Raw genomic sequence first — 19,767 nt, 5'->3', positions numbered from 1 at the left:
GTGCAGACCTAGACACCTTCACCACACACGGAGGTCTTCCTCATGATCAAGGCGACATGCCGGACACGCCGTCAACAACGTCCGTGATCACTACACCTAGCTGATCGCGGTGTTCGCCAGCGACACGACGGTCCCGACCACCAGAACCAGCGCGACGGCCGGCAGGAACCAGTGCGGGCGCACCCGAGCGCGCCACAGCGACCAGATGGCGACGAACAGGAGCAGGATTCCGAACACGATGCTGCCGATGTGGCCGATGTCGGTCAGCGGCCGTGCTTCCGGGCACACGGGCGGGCAGTAGACGATCGGGTAGCCGTTGGTCAGCGCCGCCCAGCCGGCGCCGAGGATCCCGGCGCTGGCGACGCCGCTGCCGTTGCCAGCGGCGCCCGCCATGAAGGACACCGCCCACCAGATCTGGATGAGCGCGACGCCGAGAAGGGTGGTCGCCTCGGTCAGGCTCAGCGTCCCGTGCAGGTCGAACAGGCCGACGCCGAAGTCGATGACGATGTGCAGCACGCTGACGAACATCGTCACCAGGCCGAGCCAGAGCCAGACCGGCATCCGCCAGTCACGACCGGACCACGCGAGCCGCTCGCTTCGCACCCGACCACTATCGGCTATGCGAAAGCGATCCGCGGCTCGCGTCACTCAGATGCCGCGAACGGCCCGCTCGACGGCGGCCTCCACGTGCAGGCGCGTGGTCGGGAACACGGGAAGCGGCACGTCGGCCTGCGTGATCAACAGCTCGATCTCGGTGCAGCCGAGGATGATCCCCTCCGCCCCGTCGAACCGCGCGATCACGTCCTGGTAGGCGCGGCGGGACTCGTCGCGCACGATGCCGAGGCACAGCTCGTCGTAGATGATCCGGTGCACGGTGGCGCGGTCCTGCGTGGACGGCAGCAGGACGCGCAGCCCGTGCGACTCCAGGCGTTCGCGGTAGAACGGCTGGTCCATCGTGAACCCGGTGCCGAGCAGCCCGACCGTGGTCAGCCCGGCGTCCTTGATGGCCGACGCGGTGGTGTCGCCGAGGTGGATCATCGGGATGTCGACGGCGGCCTGCACCTGGTCGAACACCTTGTGCATGGTGTTGGTGCACAGGAGCAGGAAGTCCGCGCCGCCGGCCTGGACGTCCGCCGCCGCCTGCGCGAGCGCCTTGCCGGCGTCGTCCCAGCGGCCCTCGACCTGCATGCGTTCGATCTCGGCGAAGTCCACGGAGTGCAGCACGATCTTCGCCGAGTGCAGGCCGCCGAGGCGTTCGCGCACGAGTACGTTCGCCAGCCGGTAGTACTCCGCGCTGCTCTCCCAGCTCATCCCGCCCAGGATCCCGATCGTCAGCATGGGGCCAGTCAAGCACTCCAGCGCGGGTCGCGGCCGGTGCGCGCCAGCAGTTGCTGCATCGGCGAGGCGCCGGCCGGTGCTTCGACGGGTGGCTTGAAGACGTTCCACTCGATGGCCGTCGGGCCCATCTGCGCGACGAGGTTCGAGACCTCGTCGAACACCTCGGTGTCCGGTTCGAAGCTCTGGCCGGTCGCCTGGGCGAGGTCCCAGGCGTGGATGGTGAGGTCGAGCAACGCCAGGCCGCCGACGGTCTGCGCGGGCAGCTGCATGTTCCCGGCGATGCCCTCGTCGGCGCCGGGCTGTCCCCACGCCTCGACGAGCTTCTGCGTCTCCGCGGGGAACTGTTCGCGCCACTGCGGGTAGTTCGGCGTGTGGCTGAAGTCGGCGTCCTGCTTGACGGCGAGCTTCTGGAACTCGACGACGACGTGCAGCAGGTGGTCGAGCAGTGCGCTGACGTCGTAGTCGGCGCACGGGGTGGGCTTGGTCAGGTCGTCGTCGCTGATGTTGGCGATGACGGGCAACGCGTGGTCGCGGGCGCGGTCGAGCAGAACGCTGAGCTTCATGCCGTCGACGCTATTTGCGCGCGGTTCGGCGTTCTTGAAGAAACGCGCCAACCTAGGATCTGTGCCGTGCAGGGGCCGCGCCGGGACACTCGGGGGATCGTGGACGCGCGCGAGCTGTTCGCCCGCGTGCGGTTCCGTCGTCGTATGCCGTGTGCGGAGTTGCAGCCGTACCTGGAGCACTACTGGCTGATCGACGGCACGCTCGACGAGCCCTACACCTCCTACGTCGTGCCGCATCCGTCCGTGAACGTCGTCTTCGAACACGGGTACGCGCATCCGGAGATCGCCGGGGTCGGGCTCGGGCTCTTCAGCAGGACTCTGCACGACCGGATTCGCGTGGCGGGCGTGCAGTTCCGGCCTGGCGGCTTCCGGCCGTTCCGTGCCGAGCCCGTGTCGGAGTGGACCGGGAGGCACGTGCGGCTCACCGACGTTCCCGCCTCGCAGGTGCTCGACGTGGAGGACGAGGACTCACGGGTCGCCGCGCTCGATCGGTTCCTGCTGACGATGGGACCCGCGGCTGATCCGCAGGCCACGCTGGCGATGGACCTGGTGCAGCGGATCCGCGAGGACCGGGAGATCCAGAAGGTCGCCGACTTCGCGCGAGCCGAGGGCGTGTCGGTGCGGACCATGCAACGGCTGTTCGCGGACTACGTCGGGGTGAGCCCGAAGTGGGTCATCCTGCGGTACCGCATCCACGAGGCGTTGGAACGCGCTGAGTCCGAGGTGGAGTGGTCACGGCTGGCCGCCGACCTCGGTTACAGCGACCAGGCCCACCTCGTGCGGGACTTCACGCAGACCGTGGGCGTCTCCCCCACGGCGTACGCACGGGCGCTCAGCTGAAGTACTCGCACAGCTCGACGAGGATCCCCTCGGGGCCGCGGACGTAGCAGGTCTTGAGCATGTCCTGGTAGGTCTCGACGTTGCGGACCACCTCGCCGCCGAGCGGCTTGATGCGGGAGAGCGTGTCGTCGAGGTCGTCCACGACGAACGCGACGTGCCGCAGGCCCAGGGCGTTGATCGGCGCGTGGGAGCTGCCGTCGACGGCGTCCGGGGTCTGGAACTCGCTGAACTCGATCCGGTAGCGGTCGTCCGGGGTGCGCAGCATCGCGATCTCGCTCTTCGAGCCGTCGAGGCCGATGACGCCGTCGACGAAGTCGCCCTCCATGTGCGCCTTGCCCTCCAGCTCCATGCCGAGAGCCTCGAAGAACGCGACGGCGGCCGCGAGGTCGGTGACGGTGATGCCGAGGTGGTGCATGCTCTTGATGGTCATATCCCTGGGACGGTACTCACGACCGCATCTCGACATCAGAAGTGGTCCAACTTCGAAGTCGAGTTTTGGCTCTGCTTTCTGGACCGCTTTGGCGGCAGAGTCGTCGGCATGAGCCTCGCGTTCCTGATCACGACGTTGATCGCGGTCGCCACACCCGGCACCGGAGTGCTGTACACGTTGTCGGCCGGTCTCGCGCACGGACGCAGGGCGAGCGTGATCGCCGCGTTCGGCTGCACCGTGGGAATCGTGCCGCACGTCCTGGCCACGGTCACGGGGCTGGCGGCGTTGTTGCACGCGAGCGCGCTGGCGTTCGAGGTCGTGAAGTACCTGGGTGTCGCGTATCTGGTGTACCTGGCGTGGAGGACGTTGCGGGACAAGAGCGAGTTGGTCGCGGACCTCGGCACCGCCACGGCTGCCGCGCCGGCGTCCGCGCGCAAGATCGTGGTGTCGGCGGTGCTGATCAACCTGCTCAACCCGAAGCTGACGATCTTCTTCGTGGCGTTCCTGCCGCAGTTCGCGACGGGGTTCGGCCAGATGGTCACGTTGAGCGCGGTGTTCATGGCGCTGACGTTCGCGGTGTTCGCCGTGTACGGGGTGTTCGCGGCGTCGATGCGCGACCGCGTGCTGGCCCGGCCACGCGTGATGGTGTGGCTGCGCCGGTTCTTCGCGGCCTCGTTCGCGGCGCTGGGTGTGAAGCTCGCGCTGACCTAAATCGGTGGACGCCGATCACCGCGGGCTTCTACGGTTCCGGTGACCGTGACTCGACGCCTGGAGGTGAGACCCATGAACGCTGTTTCGATGTGGGTGCTCCCCTCGTCGTCACGGTCGGGCGACTGACGTAGGGGTTGCCGGGAGCGCCTTGACGAGGCACTCCTGAAAGGCGACCCCACCATGAACATTCTGCGTTTCACCGCGGGCGACCCGGCGGTGAAGATCACCCGCGTGGCGCCGGGCCACTGGCACGCGCTCGACGACGACCGGGTGACCGGCCGCGGCGAGGCCACCACCCGGCCGGACGGGCGGATCTTCCTCGGCGTCGACGCCTGGCACCGCTCCGTCTTCGACCGGCTCGCCCGCGCGATGCTGGCGGACCTGCCGGAACCGCTCCACACCGTCGTCGACGAAACCGACCACGAACTGGTGGACTGCTGGCTGCGGGCCGGTATGACCATCCGGCGGCGCGAGTGGGAGTACGTCGTGCCCACCGATCCGCGCGTCACCGGGCAGGCCGTCCCGCCGCCGGGCGTCACGATCGTGCCCGCCGAGGACGGTCCGCTGCGTGAGCTGGACCGAGTCGTCCGCGCCGAGGTCGAAGAATCCGTCGGCTGGTCGGAGATGCCGGCCGAGGTGCTGGTGCGGCCGGTCGGGGACAAGTGGTCGAACTACACCGTGGCCGCTGAGGACGGCGAGTACGCGGGTCTGGTGCGGGTGGCGCAGCTGACGCGCCTGCCCCGCATCGGCCTGGTCGCCGTCCGCGCCGCCCGGCAGCGCCGCGGTATCGGCCGCGCGTTGCTGACCCACGCGCTCGCTGTCCTGCACGAGGCGGGGATCGCGGCGGCGTCGGCCGAGGTGAGCGAGACCAACGTCGCGGCGACGGCGTTGTTCGAGAGCATCGGCGCCCGGCGGACGACCAGCACCGTGGAGATGGTGCGCCATGGCCGGTAAGGGCGGGATCGAAGTCGAGGGGACCGTGATCGAGTGTCTGCGTGACGCGCGGTTCACGGTCGAGCTGCCGAACGGGCACCACGTTCTGGCCCACATCAGCGGCAAGATCAGGAAGAACTACATCAGGATCCTGCCGTACGACCGGGTCCTGGTGGAGCTGAGCCCGTACGACCTGAACCGGGCCCGCATCCTGTTCCGGTACCGCAACTAGCCGCTAGTCGCAGGCCGCGGCGCGTGCCAGCAGCAGCGTCTTCTCGCGTTCGTTGCGGGTGAGCGCCGCGGCCTTCTCGAACTCGGCCTTGGCCTCCTCGGTCCTGCCGAGCTTGGCCAGGAAGTCTCCGCGGACGCTGGGGAGCAGGTGGTAGCCGCGCAACGCCTTCTCCCCGGCGATCTCGTCGACCAGCGCCAGCCCGGCGGCGGGCCCGAACGCCATCGACAACGCCACCGCGCGGTTGAGCTCGACGATCGGCGACGGTGAGATCTGCCCCAGGACCTCGTAGAGCGTGGCGATGCGTTGCCAGTCGGTGTCCTCGGCTCTGCGCGCGCGGCCGTGACACGCGGCGAGAGCGGCCTGCACGTAGTAGGGGCCGGGCGGCTGGTTCAACGCCTCGGCCCGTTCCAGCGCCTTGAGGCCACGGCCGATGAGCAGCCAGTCCCACTTGCCGCGGTCCTGCTCGAGCAGCAGCACGGGTTCGCCGCCGGGCCCGGTGCGGGCCTTGGCGCGGGAGGCCTGGATCTCCATCAGCGCGACCAGGCTGTGGACCTCGGCCTCCTTCGGCGCGAGCTCGGCGAGCACACGGCCGAGCCTCAGCGCCTCCGCGCACAGTTCGGGGCGCATCCAGTCGTCGCCCTGCGTGGCGGAGTAGCCCTCGTTGAAGATCAGGTAGAGGACCTCGAGCACGGACGCCAGCCGGGTGGCCAGTTCGGGCCCTTCGGGGACCTCGAACGGCACCCCGGCATCGGCCAGGGCCTTCTTGGCGCGCACGATCCGCTGAGCCACGGTCGAGTCGCTGACCAGGAACGCGCGGGCGATCTCCTCGGTCTTGAGGCCGCCCAGCATCTTCAGCGTGAGCGCGACCCGTGCCTCGGTGCCCAGCACCGGGTGGCAGGCCGTGAACATGAGGCTCAGCAGGTCGTCGCCGATCTCGTCCTCGATGCCCTCGCTGGCGTCCGGCGTGACCTCCTGGACGTCGCGCCCGATCTCCTCGACCTTGCGGTTGAAGTTCTCACGCCTGCGAATCTGGTCGATCGCCCGCCGCTTGGCCGTAGTCATCAGCCACGCGCCGGGGTTCTTCGGTACCCCTTCGCCCGGCCACTGCTCGAGTGCCGCGACCAGCGCGTCCTGCGCCATCTCCTCGGCCAGTCCGACGTCGCGCGTGAACCGCGCGAGAGCGGCGATGACCTTCGCCGACTCCATCCGCCAGACCGCGTCGATGGTGCTCCGCACCGAGCTGTTGGCCCCCATGGGGGCATCAGACCACAGCCACCTGCCGTATTTCCACGACGCACGCCGGAAGGGGGATGCGCTTGACGCGTTCCACCGCTTCCTCCCTGGTGCGGACGTCGATCAGCCAGTACCCCGACACCCCGCAGGCGTGCGGGACCAGGTCTCCCGCGTCGAGCAGAACCCCCGCGCGCTCCAGGGCGTCGGTGTGCCGTGCTGCCAACGGTTTCGGGCTTCTCAGGAACACCATGAACCGCACCGGGCCTCCTCGTTCGCGCTCTCACCTGGACGTCGAACGAGGAGGTGCCGAAATCGACGGATGATCAGCGGCCGACCAAGTTCCCGGGGCGGGCGACGAGCCTCACCTGGTCATCCCGCGATGAAGTCGGCCCGGTGGTCGCGCGCCCACTGCGCGAACGTCCGATACGGCCTGCCCGTGAGGTTCTCGAAATCCGGCGACACCACGAACTCGTAGTCGCTGAAGTCGTCCGGCTCCCCGCCCTCGTACCCGCCGATGCCGAGGATGTACCGGGCGATCTCCTCCGGCCACCCGACACTCACGTAGTAAGCGAGCGCCTCCTCGGTCGTGACGGACAGGAACGTCAGCTCGCGCCCGATCGCCTCGCCCAGCGCCGCGGCCATCTCCCGCTGCGTGATCCGCGGCGGCCCGGACAGGTTGTAGGCCTTGCCCGCGTGCCCGTCCTCGGTGAGCGCCTTGATCGCCACCTCCGCGATGTCGGCCTCGTGGATCGGCTGGCCGAACGAGTCGGGCGCGGGGTGCACGATCGTGCCGTCCGCGCGGATCGACGGTCCCCACAGGTCGATCTTGTTGGCCGCGAACTCGCCGGGCCGCAGGTGGGTCCACTCGGCGCCGGACGCCTCGACCGCCTGCTCGACCGGCAGGTGGTGGCTCGTGTCGTAGCCGTGGGTCACCGCGCCCGACGACAGCGTCACGATCCTGCGCACGCCGGCCTTCACCGCTCGGGAGACGACTTCCGCGGCGGTCGGCGGGTGTGCGAACAGGTAGAGCTTCTCCACGCCGTCGAACGGGATGCTGTCCGGGTCGTCGAGGTCCGCCCGCACGACCTCGACGCCGGGGAAGTTCGCCCGGTCCGGGTTGCGGGTGATCGCCCGCACGGGGCCGGGCAGTCCCCGCACCACCAGCCGGCCGACGGTGCCCGTCGCGCCGGTCACCAGGATCGTCATCGCATGCCCCCTTCGATTCCGTCCAGCAGCTTCTCGAGGCCGTAGTCGTACGAGCCACGCATGGTCTGGGCGAGCGTGCCCCCGGTGTCGTAGGCGCCCGCGTTCCACAGGCTCGTCATGGTCGGGTAGCGCTCGACGTCGGAGTAGTCGTCCCAGAACACCTGCCGGGCGCTCCACCACGAGTCACCGCTCTCGCCGGTCTTCTCCGCGAGCTGTTGATCGTCCACTTCGGACGCCGCCGCGCCGTGCACGAACCCCTCGACCGCCACGTGCGCCACGGTGACCTGCTTCGGTTCGAGCCCGGAGTCGGCGAGCGCGGCCAGCACGAACTCCTGCCCGTCCATCAGGCCCGGTCCTAGCGGTGGGCGGACCATCGACACGTCACGCATCCACGGGTGTGCCTGGTAGACGGCGCGTGTGCGGTCGGCGTAGTGCTTGATGCGCTCACGCCACGTGCCGTCGGAGGTGAGGTCGCGTTCCTGCAGGACGGTGTCGGCCATCAGGTCGATGAGTTCGCCCTTGCCGGGCACGTGTGTGTAGAGCGACATCGTGCCGACGGTCAGCTCCTGCGCGACGCGGGCCATCGACATCGCGTCGAGCCCTTCGCGGTCGGCCACCGCGATCGCCGCGGTGACGATCTGGTCGACGCTCACCTTGGGCTTCCTGCCGACCGGTTTCGGCTCCGGCGGCGTGCGCCAGAGCAGTGCGAGCGTCCTGGCCGGGTCTCCCCCGCCGCTGCGTTCGGCGGCCATCCGCCCACCCCGTTTCCGTAGGACATACGGAAACAATACCGTATGACGTACGGAAACACGGCGCTTCAGTCGCGCAGGCGGGTTCGCAGCGCCTCGACCTCGGCGTTCGCCGAAGCGAGGTCGTCTTCGAGGCGCACGATCAGCACCGCGGAGGCTAGCGGGTGGCCGTCGTCGAACAGCGCCCGGTAGCGCTGCGCGACACCGAGCTGCCTGCGGGAGTAACGCCGGTGGCCGCCCTCCGAGCGATGCGGCACGAGCGCCTCGGCGGCGTCGAGGCTGCGCAGGAACGCCTGCTGCACGCCGAGCAGTTCGGCCGCCCGGCCCATGCCGTAGGCCGGGTAGTCGTCGTCATCCAGGTCGCTCAGCGGCACCCTGACTCCTCAAGTAGGTACTTGACACAATCTATAGTGCGCGCTACAAAAAAGCTGTACCTGGTAACTCTCTTCTTTGAGGAGTGACACGAGGTGCTGACGACCAGCGAGAGGGCTTTCGCGGACCTGGTCTACGCCGATCCGGAGTGGGTGAGCGCGGAGTTCGAGGCGATCATCGACGCCAGTTTCGGCACCAGGCCGAGGCCGCGTCCTCACTCTCGCGCGGGCGACGCGGGCTATCCCGAACCCGCGGTCCTGCGCGGGGTGTGGCGCGCCGGGTTCGCGAGGTCGCGGCAGCGATCTCCTCCGGACGGCTGAGGAGTGCACGTCCTCGGTCAGCCGACGCGAAAGGAGCCCACACCGGACAAAGGGGCGGCATGCGTGCCGCCCCTTTCGCATGCGGTCACACGACCAGGTTCAGCCAGGCCTCGGCGAGCGCGCTGTGCCCTGCGGCGGTGAGGTGCACGCCGTCCTCGGACCAGCGCTCGGGCTCGCCCAGCCGCGCGAACATCCGGTCGGCCAGGAGCAGTTCGGCGCCGTACCGGTGAGCGAGCTCGTGGACGACCTCGATCTTGGTGTCGAGGTCGGCGCGCCACTCCGCGCGCTCCCGCTCACCGATCCGCACGCGGTGGGGCCCGGCCTCGACGACGGCCGCGACGTGCAGCAGGAACGGTTCGACGAGGATCACCCGCGCGTCCGCGAGAGGCTTCAGAAGCTGGTCATAGGTCGTCGCGTACTCGTCGGTGGAGATCACCGGCGCTTCCGGCAGGATCGTGCGCCTGCCGACGTCGTTGATGCCGACGAGGATCGACACCACGTCGGGCCGCGCGTCGAGCACGTCGGTCTGCCAGCGGGCTTCGAGGTCGGCCGACGTGTCGCCGGGGTGTGCGGTGTTGAGCCAGGTCATCGGCCGGTCGGGGTGCTCGAAGCACCACCGTCCCGCGGCCTGCAGCGGGTAGGCGGCCCGGTCGTAGCCGGGCAGTCGCACGAAGCTGGTGATCGAGTCGCCGGTGAACATCACGGTGCTGCCCGGCTTCAAGGTGATCGTCATGCCCCGACCCTGACGCGCGCCGCTGGCAGTGATCGCACACGCCGCTGATCTGTCCTGTCAGTGAGATGCACTGTCAGTGCGGGCGCCGGAATCGTTCGTCAAGGCGCCACGACAAGGCCATGACACGCGGGAACGCCGCCCCGAGCGGGACGGCGTTCCGTTTGTGGTGGGAGCTGGTCGTCAGGCCGCTCGAAGGTCGGCACCCGCCGGTTCGAGCAGCAGCTGGGTGACCCGCAGCTGACCGGCGGCGGCTCGCAGGTCCTTCACGATCTCGGCGACGTCGTGCCCGAGATCGTGGTCGGCGCGCGAGGCGAGCTGGGCGGCGGACTGGCTCAGCCGGGCGCTGGTCTGCCGGATCTCCTCCAGAGACGCCCGCAGCTCGTCGACGGTCAGCGGGGTGCTCATGACCGCCAGGCCAACGTGGTCAGCATTTCCTTGCCGCGCTCGGCGTTGCGCGACTGGCTGAGCACGTCGTAGCGGCCGGCCACGAGCTGGGTGACGGACGCGAAGTCGCGGCGGCCGCGCGTGGCTCCGTAGCGGGCGGCGGCGCCGGCGAGGCCGAACGCGGTACCGGCGACGAGGCCCACGACGATCGGCGCGAGGGCGCCGCCGGTGGAGAACAGGCCCAGCAGCAGACCGACGAACAAACCGAACCAGGCACCCGACGCGGCACCCGCGCCGAGGACGCGGCCCCAGGTCAGGCGGCCCGTGACGCGTTCGACGATCATCGGTTCGATGCCGACGATGGTGACGTCGGCGACCGGGAAGTCGTTGTCCGCCAGGTGGTCGACGGCCCGCTGCGCCTCTTCGTAGGTCGCGTAGGAACCGATCGGCCAGCCCGAGGGCGGGGTGGGCAGTGCGTTGACGCCTGCGGCGTTGCCAGCTCCTGCGGTGAACGGAGTCGCGGTGGTCATTGTGCAACACCTCCGATATGCGATTCCCTTACACCTGGTATTACGAATTCGCTCCCACGATTGTTCCCGCAGTTGAGCCGATGTGACTCAGCTCCCTCTCGGTAAGCGTGATGTCCAGCGATTCCAGTGTTTCCGAGAGGTTTTCAACCTGAGAATTCTCAGGTTTGTTCCCCGCCCGCTCAATTGTCAGCGTCGTGCCGACCAAACGGCGGCTCAGCCCCGGTTCGAGACGCATCACGACGAGCTGGCGGCTGAACGGCGACCGCTCGTGCGTGGCGACGTAGTAGTTGGCCATCATGTAGTCGACGGGCCGCTGCTCGACGTCGGGCTCGAACGCGTGCATGTGCTGCCACCCGTCCGCCGTCTCCTTCTCCAGCACCCAGCGGTCCTCCCAGCGCAGCCGGTGCGGCCACCCGGCCTGGTCCACGACCACGCCGTCCACCAGCGGCATCGGGTGCAGCATCCCGGCACCGAAGCCGACATCGACCAGGTGGTCGTCGACGAGCGACACGAAGTGCGTGCGCGGCCCGGTCATCACGCGGCTCATCCGCCGCCGCACCTCGTACCCGAGCCGTTCCAGCACGGCCGTGAACAGCAGCTGGTGCTCGTAGCAGTAGCCACCGCGACGGCCGAGCATCTTGGCCTGGATGTCACCCAGGTCCAACGACGGCACACGGCCGAGCATCACGTCGATGTTCTCGAACGGGATGGCGCGCACATGCGCCTCGTGCAACTCCGTCAACGAACTCGACGCCGACGCCCCGGTGCGCGCGAAGTACGCGTCGAGGTCCACCAAATCCGTCTGCCACATGCCCGCAGACTGCCATTCCTCCTTTGTGAGCGCGTACTCGACTTCGCCGTGCTCACTGCCCGGCAGCGGTTCGGCCCAGTCGACGTGGAACGTGCGGACGTGCCGCAGCCCACTCTTCTCCATCACGCGCCGCGACCCGGAGTTGACGAACATCGTGGTGGCGACGACCCGCCGCACGTCACCCGTCGTGAAACCGCGCGAGATCAGCGCCCTCGAACCCTCGGTCGCGTACCCGCGGCCCCAGAACTCGGGGTGCAGCCGGTAGCCGAGCTCGGCCACGCCGTCGCCGACGGGCTTGAACTCGAACCAGCCGACGAACCTGCCGGTGTCCTTCTCGAAGGCCGCCAGGAAGCTCTCACCGAGGAAGTGCTCGACCGGTTCGGGATCGAGGAACCGCATGACCTCAGGATCCGCGTGCAACTCGTGCAGCAGGTCCACATCGGACGCTCCGAGCGGGCGCAGCGTCAGGCGTTCTGTTTCCACTTCGACATCGTGACCCGGTTGTCCACCGGTTTCCCGCACATCAGCGACGCCACGGCCGCCACCAGGCACAGCACGATCGCGAAACCGAACGCGATGGCGAGCCCCTGGGCGAACGGCGCGGAGATCAGGCTCGGGAAGAACCCGCGCCCGGTCAGGAACGCGGCCTGGTCCGGCGGCAGCGTCGCGAGCTGGTCGCCGAGCAGCTGCTGGATCGGGTTGTAGCCGAGGAACGCCGCGAACAACACGGCCACTGCGGGCAGCGAGGCCACCTGGGAGGCGGCCGCCGGGGACACCCCGTGCTCGACCAGCCCTGTCCGCATCGCGCCGGGCAGCGACTGCGAGAAGCCGACGATGATCAGGCTGAAGAAGAACCCGATCGACAGCACCATCGCGGTGTTCTGGAACGTGGTCATCATCCCGCTGCCCGAGCCGCGGGCGGTGGCGGGCAGCGAGTTCATCACCTCGGCGCGGTTGGGCGAGGAGAACATGCCCATCCCGATGCCGGTGAACATCAGGATCAGCGCGAACGCCCAATACGGGAAGTCCACGGGCAGGGCGATCAGCAGCGCGAACGTCGCCGCCGCGATCAGGTTGCCGGTGAACGCGAGCATCCGGCTGCCGAGCCGGTCGGACAGGATCCCGGCGGTGGGAGCGGCGAGCAGGAACCCGACGGTCATCGGCAGCATGTAGATGCCCGCCCACAGCGGCGTTTCCTCGTAGGAGTAGCCGTGCAGCGGCAGCCAGATGCCCTGCAGCCAGATGATCAGGATGAACTGCAGCCCGCCGCGGCCGAGCGCCGAGGTGAAGTTCGCGATGTTGCCCCAGGTGAACGACCGCAGCCCGAACAGGTGCAGGTCGAACAGCGGGTTGGGCACGCGGTGCTCAATCACGACGAACGCGGCCAGCACCAGCAGGCCGCCGACCAGGCAGGTCAGCACGAGCGGGCTGGTCCAGCCGGTCTGGGAGGTGCCGTGCGGCTGGATGCCGCAGGTGATGCCGACCAGCACCGCGACCAGGCCGACGGCGAACGTGATGTTGCCCCACCAGTCCATCTCGGCGTGCCGGCGCTCGCCGGTGTCGTGCAGCTTCAGGTACGCCCAGACCGTGCCGAACAGCCCGAACGGCACCGAGACGACGAACACCAGGTTCCAGCTGACCGGTGCGAGCAGGCCGCCGACCACGAGCCCGAGGAACGAGCCGGCGATGGCGGCCACGCCGTTGATGCCCAGCGCCATACCGCGCTGGGTGACCGGGAACGCGTCGGCCAGGATCGCCGAGGAGTTCGCCATCAGGAACGCACCGCCGACGCCCTGCACGATCCGCCAGCCGATCAGCCACAGCGCCGCGGCATCGCCGTCGAACCAGGTGATCGCGAGCATGATCGACGAGAACGTGAAGATCGCGAACCCGAGGTTGTACATGCGGGCCCGGCCGTACATGTCGCCCAGGCGGCCGAAGCTCACCACCAGCACCGCGGTGACGACCAGGAACCCCATGATCATCCACAGCAGGTAGCCGGTGTTGGCCGGGTCGAGCGGGTTGATCGCGATGCCCTTGAAGATGTCGGGCAACGCGATCAGCACGATCGACGAGTTGATCGTCGCGATCAGCATGCCCAGTGTCGTGTTGGACAGCGCGATCCACTTGTACCCGGCCGGAGCCACCGCCTCTAGTGTCACTTCGCCATGCTAATCAATCTGTCTACGGGACGTCATGGGGCTTGAGCGTCTCCAGGACCGTCCCGGCGGCGTCGCGCACGACGACACGGGCGTCGGGGTGCCGGTCGATGAACGGTGCCGACAGCACGAAGGTGCCGTTGCCGAGGAAGGCGGGCACGTCGGCGGAGCCCGGCCGGCTGTAGGTGATCGAGGAGGCGCGCGGATCGAGGACCAGGCCGGCGATCGCGTAGCTGGTGCTGCCGCTGTACTCCGGCTGCCCCTCGTCCAGCGGCTTCCGCGGCTTGAAGTCGTAGAACGCGGTCATCGACGCGATGGTCTGGCCGCTGACCGCTTTCAGGTCGCCGACCTCGAACAGCGAACCGGGGTCGGGGTCGGAGGTCGAGTTCCGGCAGTAGAACAGCAGGTCACCGAACCGGCCGGTGATGATCGTGTCGGTGGCGCTGACCCTGACCACGACGCCGAGCCGGAACTGGTCGGCGTCCGGGACCGCCCGGCCCTTCAAGCACGCGGTGAGCCGTGCGGCGTCGGGCGTGTCGCGGGCGGCGGGCGGCAGCGGGCGGTCGACGACGGACGGGGTGGGCTTCGGCACGCCCCGCACGGCGAAGTCGTCACCGTTGACCATTGCCTTCGTGCCGGTCTCGGCCAAGGTGTAGCCGCTGGGTGCGAGGAACAGTCCGTCCACCAGGGCGGGCATGGTGGTGTTCTGGTCGGGCTCGGCGATCCGGGACAGGCTGAGGAACTTGACGTCGGGCGAGACCAGGCCCGCCATCGTGCCGCTCGGCGTGGTGAACAGGATCTTCACCTTGCGCCGGCCCTCGTCGATCTGGACGGGGTTCGGGTCCGAGATCGTCGTCGTGGTGGCGGTGTTCGCGCAGAAGAACAGGCCGGTCGGGCCGCGGAAGGCGGTGAGGATCGTGCCGTTCCTGGTGCTGGTCGCGATCGTCTGCCACTGGTCGGCCGGCGGGTGGGCCTTCGCGGCGGCGACGCAGCGGGCCAGCGCGTCAGGAGCGACCTTGCCCCGTTCGACGCGGTTGACGACCGCGCGGTCCGGGCCGGCGAACTCGCCGTTGTACTGCATCGGCGGGGTGGCCACGTCGGCGTTGCCGCCGTTGAGGGCCTGTCCCGCGAACACGGCGCCCGCGGCGAGCAGGCTGACGCCGGCGGCGATCAGGGCGGGCCTGCGGTTGCTCGCGCGGGGGTTCATGCCCTCGCTGAGACGGCGGCGGGCCCGCAGGCGGACGTCGTCGGGCAGGGCGCGGTGCTCGGGCAGCTGGTCGATCACTGGGTGTCCTCGGGAGTGAGATCGCGCAGGTGAGCGCGGGTGCGGGAGACGCGGGCGCGGACGCTCGACTCGGTGATCCCGAGGAGCGTGGCGGCGTCGGCGGTGGACACGTCGCCGAGCAGGCAGAGCTGGGCGATCTCGCGTTCGGAGTGCGGCAGCTTCGCGATGGCGGCCACCACGGCGGCCAGGCGGCGCTGGGCGTCGGCGCGGGCGGCGACCTCGTCGGCGTGGTCGCCCACGGTCTGCGGGACCAGCTTGCCGGCCAGGCGCAGGGCTCTGCGGGACGCACGCCACTCGGTGCGGGCGCGGTTGGCCGTCACCGTGTAGAGCCAGGGCAGGGCGGAGTCGCGCACCAGCTGGGCCTCACCGCGTTTGCGCCACGCCGTCAGGAAGGTCGCCGAGAGCAGGTCCTCGGCCTGCGACCAGGAGGCCGTCAACCGGTAGGCGTAGTTCCACACCGCCTCGGCGTGGCGTTCGAACAGCTCGGCGAACGCGGCGTGGTCGCCTTTCGCGATCTGGTCCCAGAGGTGCGCGTCCGGCGGCGGACTCACGTCCGCCCGCTCGGTCGTCTCAGTCATCACACTCCGCCTGGGGCCGTCACCGCCCAGTGTGCTGCGTGACGCCCGTCACGGCCGTACCGGCGGGTAGGACCTAGCCGCAGGCGTGGATGACAGCGATGGCAAGATCTTGGCGTGTCGATCGAGCAGCAGCAGTCCGGCAGTGCAGAGCCGGCGACCCAGGTGTTCGCGAAGATCCAGATCGAGGGACCGACCTTGCCGGCGACAGCTCCCGCCACGCCGGCCACGCCCGCACCGGCACCGGCGGCAACGAAGCCGACGGCCGCGCACGACTCGAAGTCGCTGGCCAAGAGGATCGCCCGGCGCATCCTCGGCCCGACTCTCATGACCAAGAGATAGCCACGGCTACCGGTCGGGGACCTGGCCGATCCCGCCACAGACCCGGCAGGCGGTCCGGTCCTCGTTGAGCCCAGAACCATGGCAACGGCTGCACTCCTTCACAGAGGATCAGTGTCCGCCTCTACTCCGAGTGGACGCAGCCGCCAAGCAGGGACCCTCGCGGCAATAATGGGTGACCCCCATCGTTCACGCTCGGTGATCAGGCCGGGGTGGACGGTCTGGCCGGAATCTCGTTGGCACGGGCCGCATTGCCTGCGACAACACCTGGGACGATGCCTCCGCGGTCGCCGTGAGGGAGCTTCCACCAGCCGGAGCAGCCGCGGGGGCACGGGTGCGACATCTCGTGCAGCACAAGGCCTTCCGGGCCGGGAACGGGTTGCTGCCACGACATGGTGCCTGAGCCCGCGCACAGCAGGCAGGTGTCCTCTTCGCACTCCACGCAAGGTAATTACTCCACACGGGACACTTCGGGCAATCGCTGGATCGAGGGGAGATCACCGATGGCAGTCGCGGTCGTGACAGGAGCGGGTTCCGGCGTGGGTCGTGCGGCGGCGCGAACCCTGCTGGGAGCGGGTTTCCAGGTGGCGCTGGCCGGGCGGCGCGAGGACGCGTTGCACGAGACGGCCGAGGGTTTCGCCGCCACCGCCATGGTCGTACCGACCGATGTGTCGCAGGAGGACTCGGTCGTCGCCCTGTTCGACGCCGTGGTCGCGCGGTGGGGCCGGGTGGACGTGTTGTTCAACAACGCCGGCACGAACGTCCGCGCGACGCCGATCGAGGAGTTCAGCCTCAGCGCGTGGGAGAAGGTCGTCGGGGTGAACCTGACTGGTGCGTTCCTGTGTGCGCGTGAGGCGTTCAAGGTGATGAAAACCCGTGGTGGCGGGCGGATCATCAACAACGGCTCGATCTCGGCGTCGGTGCCGCGCCCGCACGCGGTGGCCTACAACGCGACCAAGCACGCGATGACCGGGCTGACCAAGACGTTGTCGCTGGAGGGCCGTGCGTTCGGCATCGCGTGCGGGCAGATCGACATCGGCAACGCGGCGACGGAGATGACCGCGCGCATGGGCCAGGGCGTGCTGCAGGCCAACTTCGAGACCAAGCCCGAGCCGACGTTCGACGTGCAGCACGTCGCCGACGCGGTGCTGTACCAGGCTCAGCTGCCGTTGAGCGCCAACGTGCAGTTCATGACCGTGATGGCCACGACCATGCCTTACATCGGCAGGGGTTGAGCCTGGTACAGGCCTCCCCCGCGCTCCAGCAGCCCGAGATCGACGAGGTAGCGGCGGATCGTGACGTGGTCGAGTTCTCCCCCGTCGCACCACGCCCGCAGCCGTTCGTTGATCTCCTTCTCCTCGTAGTACGTCTGCGGCACGAACGCCTGTGACGCGACGTGCTCGAGGATCTTGCGGCGGCGTTCGTACGCGACCGGCAAGGAGATCAGCTTGTCGCCGCGCACGAACGGCGCGAGCCCGTCAGCGGGCATCGACTCCGTGAGCGTGGCGGCGAGCGGCTTCAGGTCGGCGGGCCGGGCCGGGTCACCCTCGACCAGCCCGGCCTCGCGGAGCTTGAGCAGCGCGATGCCCGCGTCCTTGGCCTTGAGCCCGGACGCGGCGGAGATGTCGGCCAGCGTTCCCGCGCCGAGGACGACGGCGGCGAACGCCCGCAGCCTCGACGGTTCGGCCAGCACGCGCACAACGGACTCCGGGGTGGTCATGTCTGCGACCGTAACCACTCCGTCCACCTGATTTCAGCCCACCTGATTTCAGCGTGACGCGGCGCCCTGCCAGTCCCTCATCGCCCGACCAGCCCTTCGGCCATCGTGTCCTGCAGGTAGGCCTCGAAGTCGGGCTCCTCGGGCTCCAGCACGTGCCGCACCCACGCGTCGCGCTCGTACGACAGCGGCGGCAGCTCCCACACGCAGCCGATGAGGTCCTTCGGGATGACGCTGAAGTGCGTGAGATCCGGGTCGGTCGAGCCGAGGAACGGCTGGTCACCGGACACGGCGGTGCGGCAGTGCAGGACGTTGTCCCAGACCCAGTTGTAGGCGTTGAGGTACATGCCCGCGGAGCTGCGGTGCAGCACGGTGACGGTGGCGGGCGGGGTCGGGTCGTCGAAGCCGGGGTAGATCTTGGGCAGGAACGCGTAGGCGGCCGCGCGGATGTCGTCGGTGATGGTGAGGCCGGGTGTGACGACCTCGTAGCGCTTGACGTGTCTGCCCGCGACGACCAGCGGTTCCTTGACCGCCAGCTGCTTCTCGTAGAAAGCCATGCGTCGAACGTATGAGCTATCACTGACACCCTGTGGCAGTGTCTTCGCATGCGCGCGAGCCGGTTGGTGTCTTTGCTGCTCCTCTTGCAGACGAAGGGGCGGATGACCGCGCAGGCGCTGGCCGACGAGCTGGAGGTGTCGGTCCGCACGATCTACCGCGACGTGGAGTCGCTGCACACCGCAGGCGTGCCCCTGTACGGCGACGCGGGACCGGCCGGCGGGTATCAGCTCCTGGACGGCTACCGCACGCGGCTGACGGGCCTGACCGAGCAGGAGGCGGAGTCGTTGTTCCTGGCCGGGCTGCCGGGGCCCGCGGCCGATCTGGGGCTCGGGGACGCGGTGACGGCGGCGCAGCTCAAACTGATGGCGGCGTTGCCGTCGTCGATGCGGGACCGGGCCTCGCGGATGGCCTCGCGGTTCCACCTCGACGCGCCTGCCTGGTACTACGACCCCGAGCGCTCGCCGTTCCTGGAGGTGGTGGCGGACGCGGTGTGGCACTCACGTCAGCTGGAGGTCTCCTATCGGCGGTGGCAGGCGCCGGAGGAGGTCAGCCGCGTTCTGCGGCCGCTGGGGCTCGTGCTGAAGGCCGGGCGCTGGTACTTGGTCGCTCAGGGAACGTCGCGGATCTCCACTTACCGGGTGTCGCAGATGCAGGCGGTGTCGGTGCTGGACTCGACGTTCGAGCGGCCTGCCGGCTTCGACCTGGCGGCGCACTGGACGGCGTCGCTGGAGGAGTTCCAGTCGCGGCAGTACACCGGTGAGGCGGTCATCCGGTTGTCCGCGCGTGGCTTCGAGTCGTTCGCGTCGCACGTCCTGCCCGCGGTGGCACGAGCCGCCGCGGAGTCCGCTGTGGACGATGGCGAGCGGGTGCGGGTGACGATCCCCATCGAGTCGATCGGGCACGCCGCCGGGATGCTGCTGCGGATGGGCGGCGAGGTCGAGGTGCTGGCGCCTCAGGAGCTGCGCGATCACGTGACGGCGTCGGTGCGGGAGTTGGCCGCGCTCTACCTGTAGCCGTATCTGGCGAGGTGGTGCCACAGGTGCTTCACGACCTGGGGCGGCGCTTCGGCGTGGTCGAGCAGGTGCGGGTCGATGAACCCGTCCTGGGCGATCTCCAGTCCCAGCGCGACGGACTCCGGTGTGCGGTAGTCCGCGTGGCGCAGGAGTTCCTCGGTGGACAGCCGGAACCCCTTGTGCCATTCGACCGGGCACGGCAGTTCGATGTGCTCGAAGCTCGGGTCGAGCACGACCGCTTCGACGTCGTCGAGCGTGACCGGGCCGTGCACGTGGGCCTCGATGTAGTTGTCGAGCGGGTCGCGGTCGTCGGCGTCGGCGAGCTCGATGAGGGACATGCGGTGCGCGGTGCCGAAGTCGACGGGGTCGAAGACGCTGTCCGGGTAGCAGAACGTCGTGCGGTCGAGGACGTGTTCCTTGAGGCGCAGGTGCGCCGAGCCGAACCGTGGTGCGCCGCCCTGCGGCAGCTTCCGGTGGTTGAGCGCGCCGTATTTGGGCCGGTCGGCGGGGTTCGCGGTGTCGTACGCGCCGCCGAAAAGACGGCTCTCCCACTCCCAGCGGGCGCCGCCGGGGTGCGCGGTGAGGCCGCCGTTGCTGGTGCCGGTCTCGAACTGCGACCGGTAGACGCCTTCCCTGGCGAGCGTGGCGAGCACTCCGCGGCCGGGGTGGAAGTTGAGCGTGACCCGCAGATCACGCGGCATCGGGCCGCCCGTGGAACGCGCGGAGACGTGCGCGA

At 69.3% G+C, this 19,767-nt stretch carries 27 protein-coding genes; 8 read left to right on the top strand and 19 right to left on the bottom strand.

Annotated elements, in window-relative coordinates; genetic code table 11:
- Positions 1 to 96 precede the first annotated feature (96 nt).
- The 3 genes from ABZ345_RS40500 to ABZ345_RS40490 are packed head-to-tail and all read right to left on the bottom strand — an operon-like array spanning position 97 to position 1,901.
- Positions 97 to 603, bottom strand: a complete 507-nt coding sequence (locus ABZ345_RS40500) for a hypothetical protein (RefSeq protein ID WP_359860268.1) — start codon at positions 601 to 603, stop codon at positions 97 to 99.
- 45 nt (positions 604 to 648) lie between these two features.
- Positions 649 to 1,338, bottom strand: a complete 690-nt coding sequence (locus ABZ345_RS40495) for an aspartate/glutamate racemase family protein (RefSeq protein ID WP_359860267.1) — start codon at positions 1,336 to 1,338, stop codon at positions 649 to 651.
- A gap of 8 nt (positions 1,339 to 1,346) precedes the next feature.
- Complete coding sequence (locus tag ABZ345_RS40490; protein WP_359860266.1) at positions 1,347 to 1,901, bottom strand: TIGR03086 family metal-binding protein; 555 nt, start codon at positions 1,899 to 1,901, stop codon at positions 1,347 to 1,349.
- Positions 1,902 to 1,967: 66 nt separating this feature from the next.
- Here ABZ345_RS40490 and ABZ345_RS40485 point away from each other — a divergent pair, with 66 nt between their 5' ends.
- Complete coding sequence (locus ABZ345_RS40485; RefSeq protein ID WP_359860265.1) at positions 1,968 to 2,741, top strand: helix-turn-helix domain-containing protein; 774 nt, start codon at positions 1,968 to 1,970, stop codon at positions 2,739 to 2,741.
- On the opposite strand, the gene ABZ345_RS40480 is transcribed toward ABZ345_RS40485, so the two are convergent.
- The gene (locus ABZ345_RS40480; protein WP_359860264.1) at positions 2,734 to 3,171 is read right to left on the bottom strand and encodes a VOC family protein; all 438 of its coding nucleotides are present in this window, start codon (positions 3,169 to 3,171) and stop codon (positions 2,734 to 2,736) included. The two genes, ABZ345_RS40485 and ABZ345_RS40480, sit on opposite strands and share 8 nt — an antisense overlap.
- A gap of 108 nt (positions 3,172 to 3,279) precedes the next feature.
- Between ABZ345_RS40480 and ABZ345_RS40475 the strand changes: the two genes are divergently transcribed.
- The 3 genes from ABZ345_RS40475 to infA all read left to right on the top strand — a co-directional run bounded on the left by ABZ345_RS40475 (position 3,280) and on the right by infA (position 5,047).
- On the top strand, positions 3,280 to 3,882 hold the full coding sequence (locus tag ABZ345_RS40475; RefSeq protein WP_359860263.1) for a LysE family translocator: 603 nt from the start codon (positions 3,280 to 3,282) through the stop codon (positions 3,880 to 3,882).
- Between the two features lie 180 nt (positions 3,883 to 4,062).
- Complete coding sequence (locus tag ABZ345_RS40470; RefSeq protein WP_359860262.1) at positions 4,063 to 4,836, top strand: GNAT family N-acetyltransferase; 774 nt, start codon at positions 4,063 to 4,065, stop codon at positions 4,834 to 4,836.
- Positions 4,826 to 5,047 (top strand): translation initiation factor IF-1, encoded by a 222-nt coding sequence (infA, locus tag ABZ345_RS40465; protein WP_359860261.1) that lies wholly within the window; start codon positions 4,826 to 4,828, stop codon positions 5,045 to 5,047. Before ABZ345_RS40470 ends, infA begins: the two co-directional genes overlap by 11 nt.
- 3 nt (positions 5,048 to 5,050) lie before the next feature.
- Here infA and ABZ345_RS40460 read toward each other — a convergent pair whose 3' ends face one another.
- The 5 genes from ABZ345_RS40460 to ABZ345_RS40440 form a co-directional block, all read right to left on the bottom strand.
- On the bottom strand, positions 5,051 to 6,301 hold the full coding sequence (locus ABZ345_RS40460; protein ID WP_359860260.1) for an RNA polymerase sigma factor: 1,251 nt from the start codon (positions 6,299 to 6,301) through the stop codon (positions 5,051 to 5,053).
- 7 nt (positions 6,302 to 6,308) lie between these two features.
- Positions 6,309 to 6,539, bottom strand: coding sequence for a hypothetical protein (locus ABZ345_RS40455; protein WP_359860259.1), 231 nt, complete (start codon positions 6,537 to 6,539; stop codon positions 6,309 to 6,311).
- 110 nt (positions 6,540 to 6,649) lie between these two features.
- On the bottom strand, positions 6,650 to 7,486 hold the full coding sequence (locus ABZ345_RS40450) for an NAD(P)H-binding protein (RefSeq protein WP_359860258.1): 837 nt from the start codon (positions 7,484 to 7,486) through the stop codon (positions 6,650 to 6,652).
- Entirely contained in the window at positions 7,483 to 8,238 is a 756-nt protein-coding gene (locus ABZ345_RS40445; RefSeq protein WP_359860257.1) for a TetR/AcrR family transcriptional regulator C-terminal domain-containing protein, read from the bottom strand. The genes ABZ345_RS40450 and ABZ345_RS40445 overlap by 4 nt, the downstream gene beginning before the upstream one ends.
- A 65-nt stretch (positions 8,239 to 8,303) precedes the next feature.
- A complete protein-coding gene (locus ABZ345_RS40440; RefSeq protein ID WP_359860256.1) occupies positions 8,304 to 8,609 on the bottom strand; it encodes a MerR family transcriptional regulator in 306 nt (101 codons plus the stop codon).
- 93 nt (positions 8,610 to 8,702) lie between these two features.
- On the opposite strand from ABZ345_RS40440, the gene ABZ345_RS40435 reads away from it, so the two are divergent.
- On the top strand, positions 8,703 to 8,927 hold the full coding sequence (locus tag ABZ345_RS40435; protein ID WP_359860255.1) for a hypothetical protein: 225 nt from the start codon (positions 8,703 to 8,705) through the stop codon (positions 8,925 to 8,927).
- An 85-nt stretch (positions 8,928 to 9,012) separates the two neighbouring features.
- Here ABZ345_RS40435 and ABZ345_RS40430 read toward each other — a convergent pair whose 3' ends face one another.
- The 7 genes from ABZ345_RS40430 to ABZ345_RS40400 form a co-directional block, all read right to left on the bottom strand.
- Positions 9,013 to 9,660, bottom strand: coding sequence for an SGNH/GDSL hydrolase family protein (locus ABZ345_RS40430; protein ID WP_359860254.1), 648 nt, complete (start codon positions 9,658 to 9,660; stop codon positions 9,013 to 9,015).
- Positions 9,661 to 9,840: 180 nt separating this feature from the next.
- Positions 9,841 to 10,065 carry a hypothetical protein gene (locus ABZ345_RS40425; protein WP_359860253.1) on the bottom strand — a complete coding sequence of 75 codons (225 nt, stop codon included), beginning with the start codon at positions 10,063 to 10,065 and terminating at the stop codon, positions 9,841 to 9,843.
- Positions 10,062 to 10,574 carry a general stress protein gene (locus ABZ345_RS40420; RefSeq protein WP_359860252.1) on the bottom strand — a complete coding sequence of 171 codons (513 nt, stop codon included), beginning with the start codon at positions 10,572 to 10,574 and terminating at the stop codon, positions 10,062 to 10,064. The genes ABZ345_RS40425 and ABZ345_RS40420 overlap by 4 nt, the downstream gene beginning before the upstream one ends.
- Before the next feature lie 40 nt (positions 10,575 to 10,614).
- Positions 10,615 to 11,868 carry a GNAT family N-acetyltransferase gene (locus tag ABZ345_RS40415; protein ID WP_359860251.1) on the bottom strand — a complete coding sequence of 418 codons (1,254 nt, stop codon included), beginning with the start codon at positions 11,866 to 11,868 and terminating at the stop codon, positions 10,615 to 10,617.
- Complete coding sequence (locus tag ABZ345_RS40410) at positions 11,850 to 13,481, bottom strand: MFS transporter (protein ID WP_359860271.1); 1,632 nt, start codon at positions 13,479 to 13,481, stop codon at positions 11,850 to 11,852. Before ABZ345_RS40410 ends, ABZ345_RS40415 begins: the two co-directional genes overlap by 19 nt.
- An 88-nt stretch (positions 13,482 to 13,569) precedes the next feature.
- Complete coding sequence (locus ABZ345_RS40405; protein ID WP_359860250.1) at positions 13,570 to 14,829, bottom strand: hypothetical protein; 1,260 nt, start codon at positions 14,827 to 14,829, stop codon at positions 13,570 to 13,572.
- The gene (locus tag ABZ345_RS40400) at positions 14,826 to 15,407 is read right to left on the bottom strand and encodes a sigma-70 family RNA polymerase sigma factor (RefSeq protein ID WP_359860249.1); all 582 of its coding nucleotides are present in this window, start codon (positions 15,405 to 15,407) and stop codon (positions 14,826 to 14,828) included. The genes ABZ345_RS40405 and ABZ345_RS40400 overlap by 4 nt, the downstream gene beginning before the upstream one ends.
- A gap of 114 nt (positions 15,408 to 15,521) precedes the next feature.
- Here ABZ345_RS40400 and ABZ345_RS40395 point away from each other — a divergent pair, with 114 nt between their 5' ends.
- Complete coding sequence (locus tag ABZ345_RS40395) at positions 15,522 to 15,746, top strand: hypothetical protein (protein ID WP_359860248.1); 225 nt, start codon at positions 15,522 to 15,524, stop codon at positions 15,744 to 15,746.
- A 500-nt stretch (positions 15,747 to 16,246) separates the two neighbouring features.
- A complete protein-coding gene (locus ABZ345_RS40390) occupies positions 16,247 to 16,978 on the top strand; it encodes an SDR family oxidoreductase (protein ID WP_359860247.1) in 732 nt (243 codons plus the stop codon).
- Here the strand turns inward: ABZ345_RS40390 and ABZ345_RS40385 are convergent.
- Both ABZ345_RS40385 and ABZ345_RS40380 read right to left on the bottom strand, forming a co-directional pair.
- The gene (locus ABZ345_RS40385; RefSeq protein ID WP_359860246.1) at positions 16,960 to 17,463 is read right to left on the bottom strand and encodes a DUF2087 domain-containing protein; all 504 of its coding nucleotides are present in this window, start codon (positions 17,461 to 17,463) and stop codon (positions 16,960 to 16,962) included. The genes ABZ345_RS40390 and ABZ345_RS40385 overlap by 19 nt on opposite strands.
- A gap of 77 nt (positions 17,464 to 17,540) precedes the next feature.
- Entirely contained in the window at positions 17,541 to 18,017 is a 477-nt protein-coding gene (locus ABZ345_RS40380) for a hypothetical protein (protein ID WP_359860245.1), read from the bottom strand.
- A 48-nt stretch (positions 18,018 to 18,065) separates the two neighbouring features.
- Here ABZ345_RS40380 and ABZ345_RS40375 point away from each other — a divergent pair, with 48 nt between their 5' ends.
- A complete protein-coding gene (locus tag ABZ345_RS40375) occupies positions 18,066 to 19,031 on the top strand; it encodes a YafY family protein (protein WP_359860244.1) in 966 nt (321 codons plus the stop codon).
- Here ABZ345_RS40375 and ABZ345_RS40370 read toward each other — a convergent pair.
- On the bottom strand, positions 19,022 to 19,732 hold the full coding sequence (locus ABZ345_RS40370; RefSeq protein WP_359860270.1) for a DUF3626 domain-containing protein: 711 nt from the start codon (positions 19,730 to 19,732) through the stop codon (positions 19,022 to 19,024). The two genes, ABZ345_RS40375 and ABZ345_RS40370, sit on opposite strands and share 10 nt — an antisense overlap.
- Positions 19,733 to 19,767 lie beyond the last annotated feature (35 nt).

The organism is Lentzea sp. NPDC005914 (assembly GCF_040629405.1).
Lineage (GTDB): Bacteria > Actinomycetota > Actinomycetes > Mycobacteriales > Pseudonocardiaceae > Lentzea.
Note: the sequence above shows the minus strand (reverse complement) of the source record. Positions and strands in the feature narration are given on the sequence as shown.

What these genes read in the sequence shown, in the direction of transcription:
- ABZ345_RS40495 (WP_359860267.1), bottom strand. Translation starts at nt 1,338, where the DNA reads ATGCTGACGATCGGGATCCTGGGCGGGATGAGCTGGGAGAGCAGCGCG.
- ABZ345_RS40460 (WP_359860260.1), bottom strand. Translation starts at nt 6,301, where the DNA reads ATGGGGGCCAACAGCTCGGTGCGGAGCACCATCGACGCGGTCTGGCGG.
- ABZ345_RS40480 (WP_359860264.1), bottom strand. Translation starts at nt 3,171, where the DNA reads ATGACCATCAAGAGCATGCACCACCTCGGCATCACCGTCACCGACCTC.
- ABZ345_RS40490 (WP_359860266.1), bottom strand. Translation starts at nt 1,901, where the DNA reads ATGAAGCTCAGCGTTCTGCTCGACCGCGCCCGCGACCACGCGTTGCCC.
- ABZ345_RS40410 (WP_359860271.1), bottom strand. Translation starts at nt 13,481, where the DNA reads ATGCTGATCGCGACGATCAACTCGTCGATCGTGCTGATCGCGTTGCCC.
- ABZ345_RS40425 (WP_359860253.1), bottom strand. Translation starts at nt 10,065, where the DNA reads ATGAGCACCCCGCTGACCGTCGACGAGCTGCGGGCGTCTCTGGAGGAG.
- ABZ345_RS40370 (WP_359860270.1), bottom strand. Translation starts at nt 19,732, where the DNA reads ATGCCGCGTGATCTGCGGGTCACGCTCAACTTCCACCCCGGCCGCGGA.
- ABZ345_RS40380 (WP_359860245.1), bottom strand. Translation starts at nt 18,017, where the DNA reads ATGGCTTTCTACGAGAAGCAGCTGGCGGTCAAGGAACCGCTGGTCGTC.
- ABZ345_RS40450 (WP_359860258.1), bottom strand. Translation starts at nt 7,486, where the DNA reads ATGACGATCCTGGTGACCGGCGCGACGGGCACCGTCGGCCGGCTGGTG.
- ABZ345_RS40470 (WP_359860262.1), top strand. Translation starts at nt 4,063, where the DNA reads ATGAACATTCTGCGTTTCACCGCGGGCGACCCGGCGGTGAAGATCACC.
- ABZ345_RS40445 (WP_359860257.1), bottom strand. Translation starts at nt 8,238, where the DNA reads ATGGCCGCCGAACGCAGCGGCGGGGGAGACCCGGCCAGGACGCTCGCA.
- ABZ345_RS40385 (WP_359860246.1), bottom strand. Translation starts at nt 17,463, where the DNA reads ATGACCACCCCGGAGTCCGTTGTGCGCGTGCTGGCCGAACCGTCGAGG.
- infA (WP_359860261.1), top strand. Translation starts at nt 4,826, where the DNA reads ATGGCCGGTAAGGGCGGGATCGAAGTCGAGGGGACCGTGATCGAGTGT.
- ABZ345_RS40420 (WP_359860252.1), bottom strand. Translation starts at nt 10,574, where the DNA reads ATGACCACCGCGACTCCGTTCACCGCAGGAGCTGGCAACGCCGCAGGC.
- ABZ345_RS40430 (WP_359860254.1), bottom strand. Translation starts at nt 9,660, where the DNA reads ATGACGATCACCTTGAAGCCGGGCAGCACCGTGATGTTCACCGGCGAC.
- ABZ345_RS40475 (WP_359860263.1), top strand. Translation starts at nt 3,280, where the DNA reads ATGAGCCTCGCGTTCCTGATCACGACGTTGATCGCGGTCGCCACACCC.
- ABZ345_RS40400 (WP_359860249.1), bottom strand. Translation starts at nt 15,407, where the DNA reads ATGACTGAGACGACCGAGCGGGCGGACGTGAGTCCGCCGCCGGACGCG.
- ABZ345_RS40375 (WP_359860244.1), top strand. Translation starts at nt 18,066, where the DNA reads ATGCGCGCGAGCCGGTTGGTGTCTTTGCTGCTCCTCTTGCAGACGAAG.
- ABZ345_RS40390 (WP_359860247.1), top strand. Translation starts at nt 16,247, where the DNA reads ATGGCAGTCGCGGTCGTGACAGGAGCGGGTTCCGGCGTGGGTCGTGCG.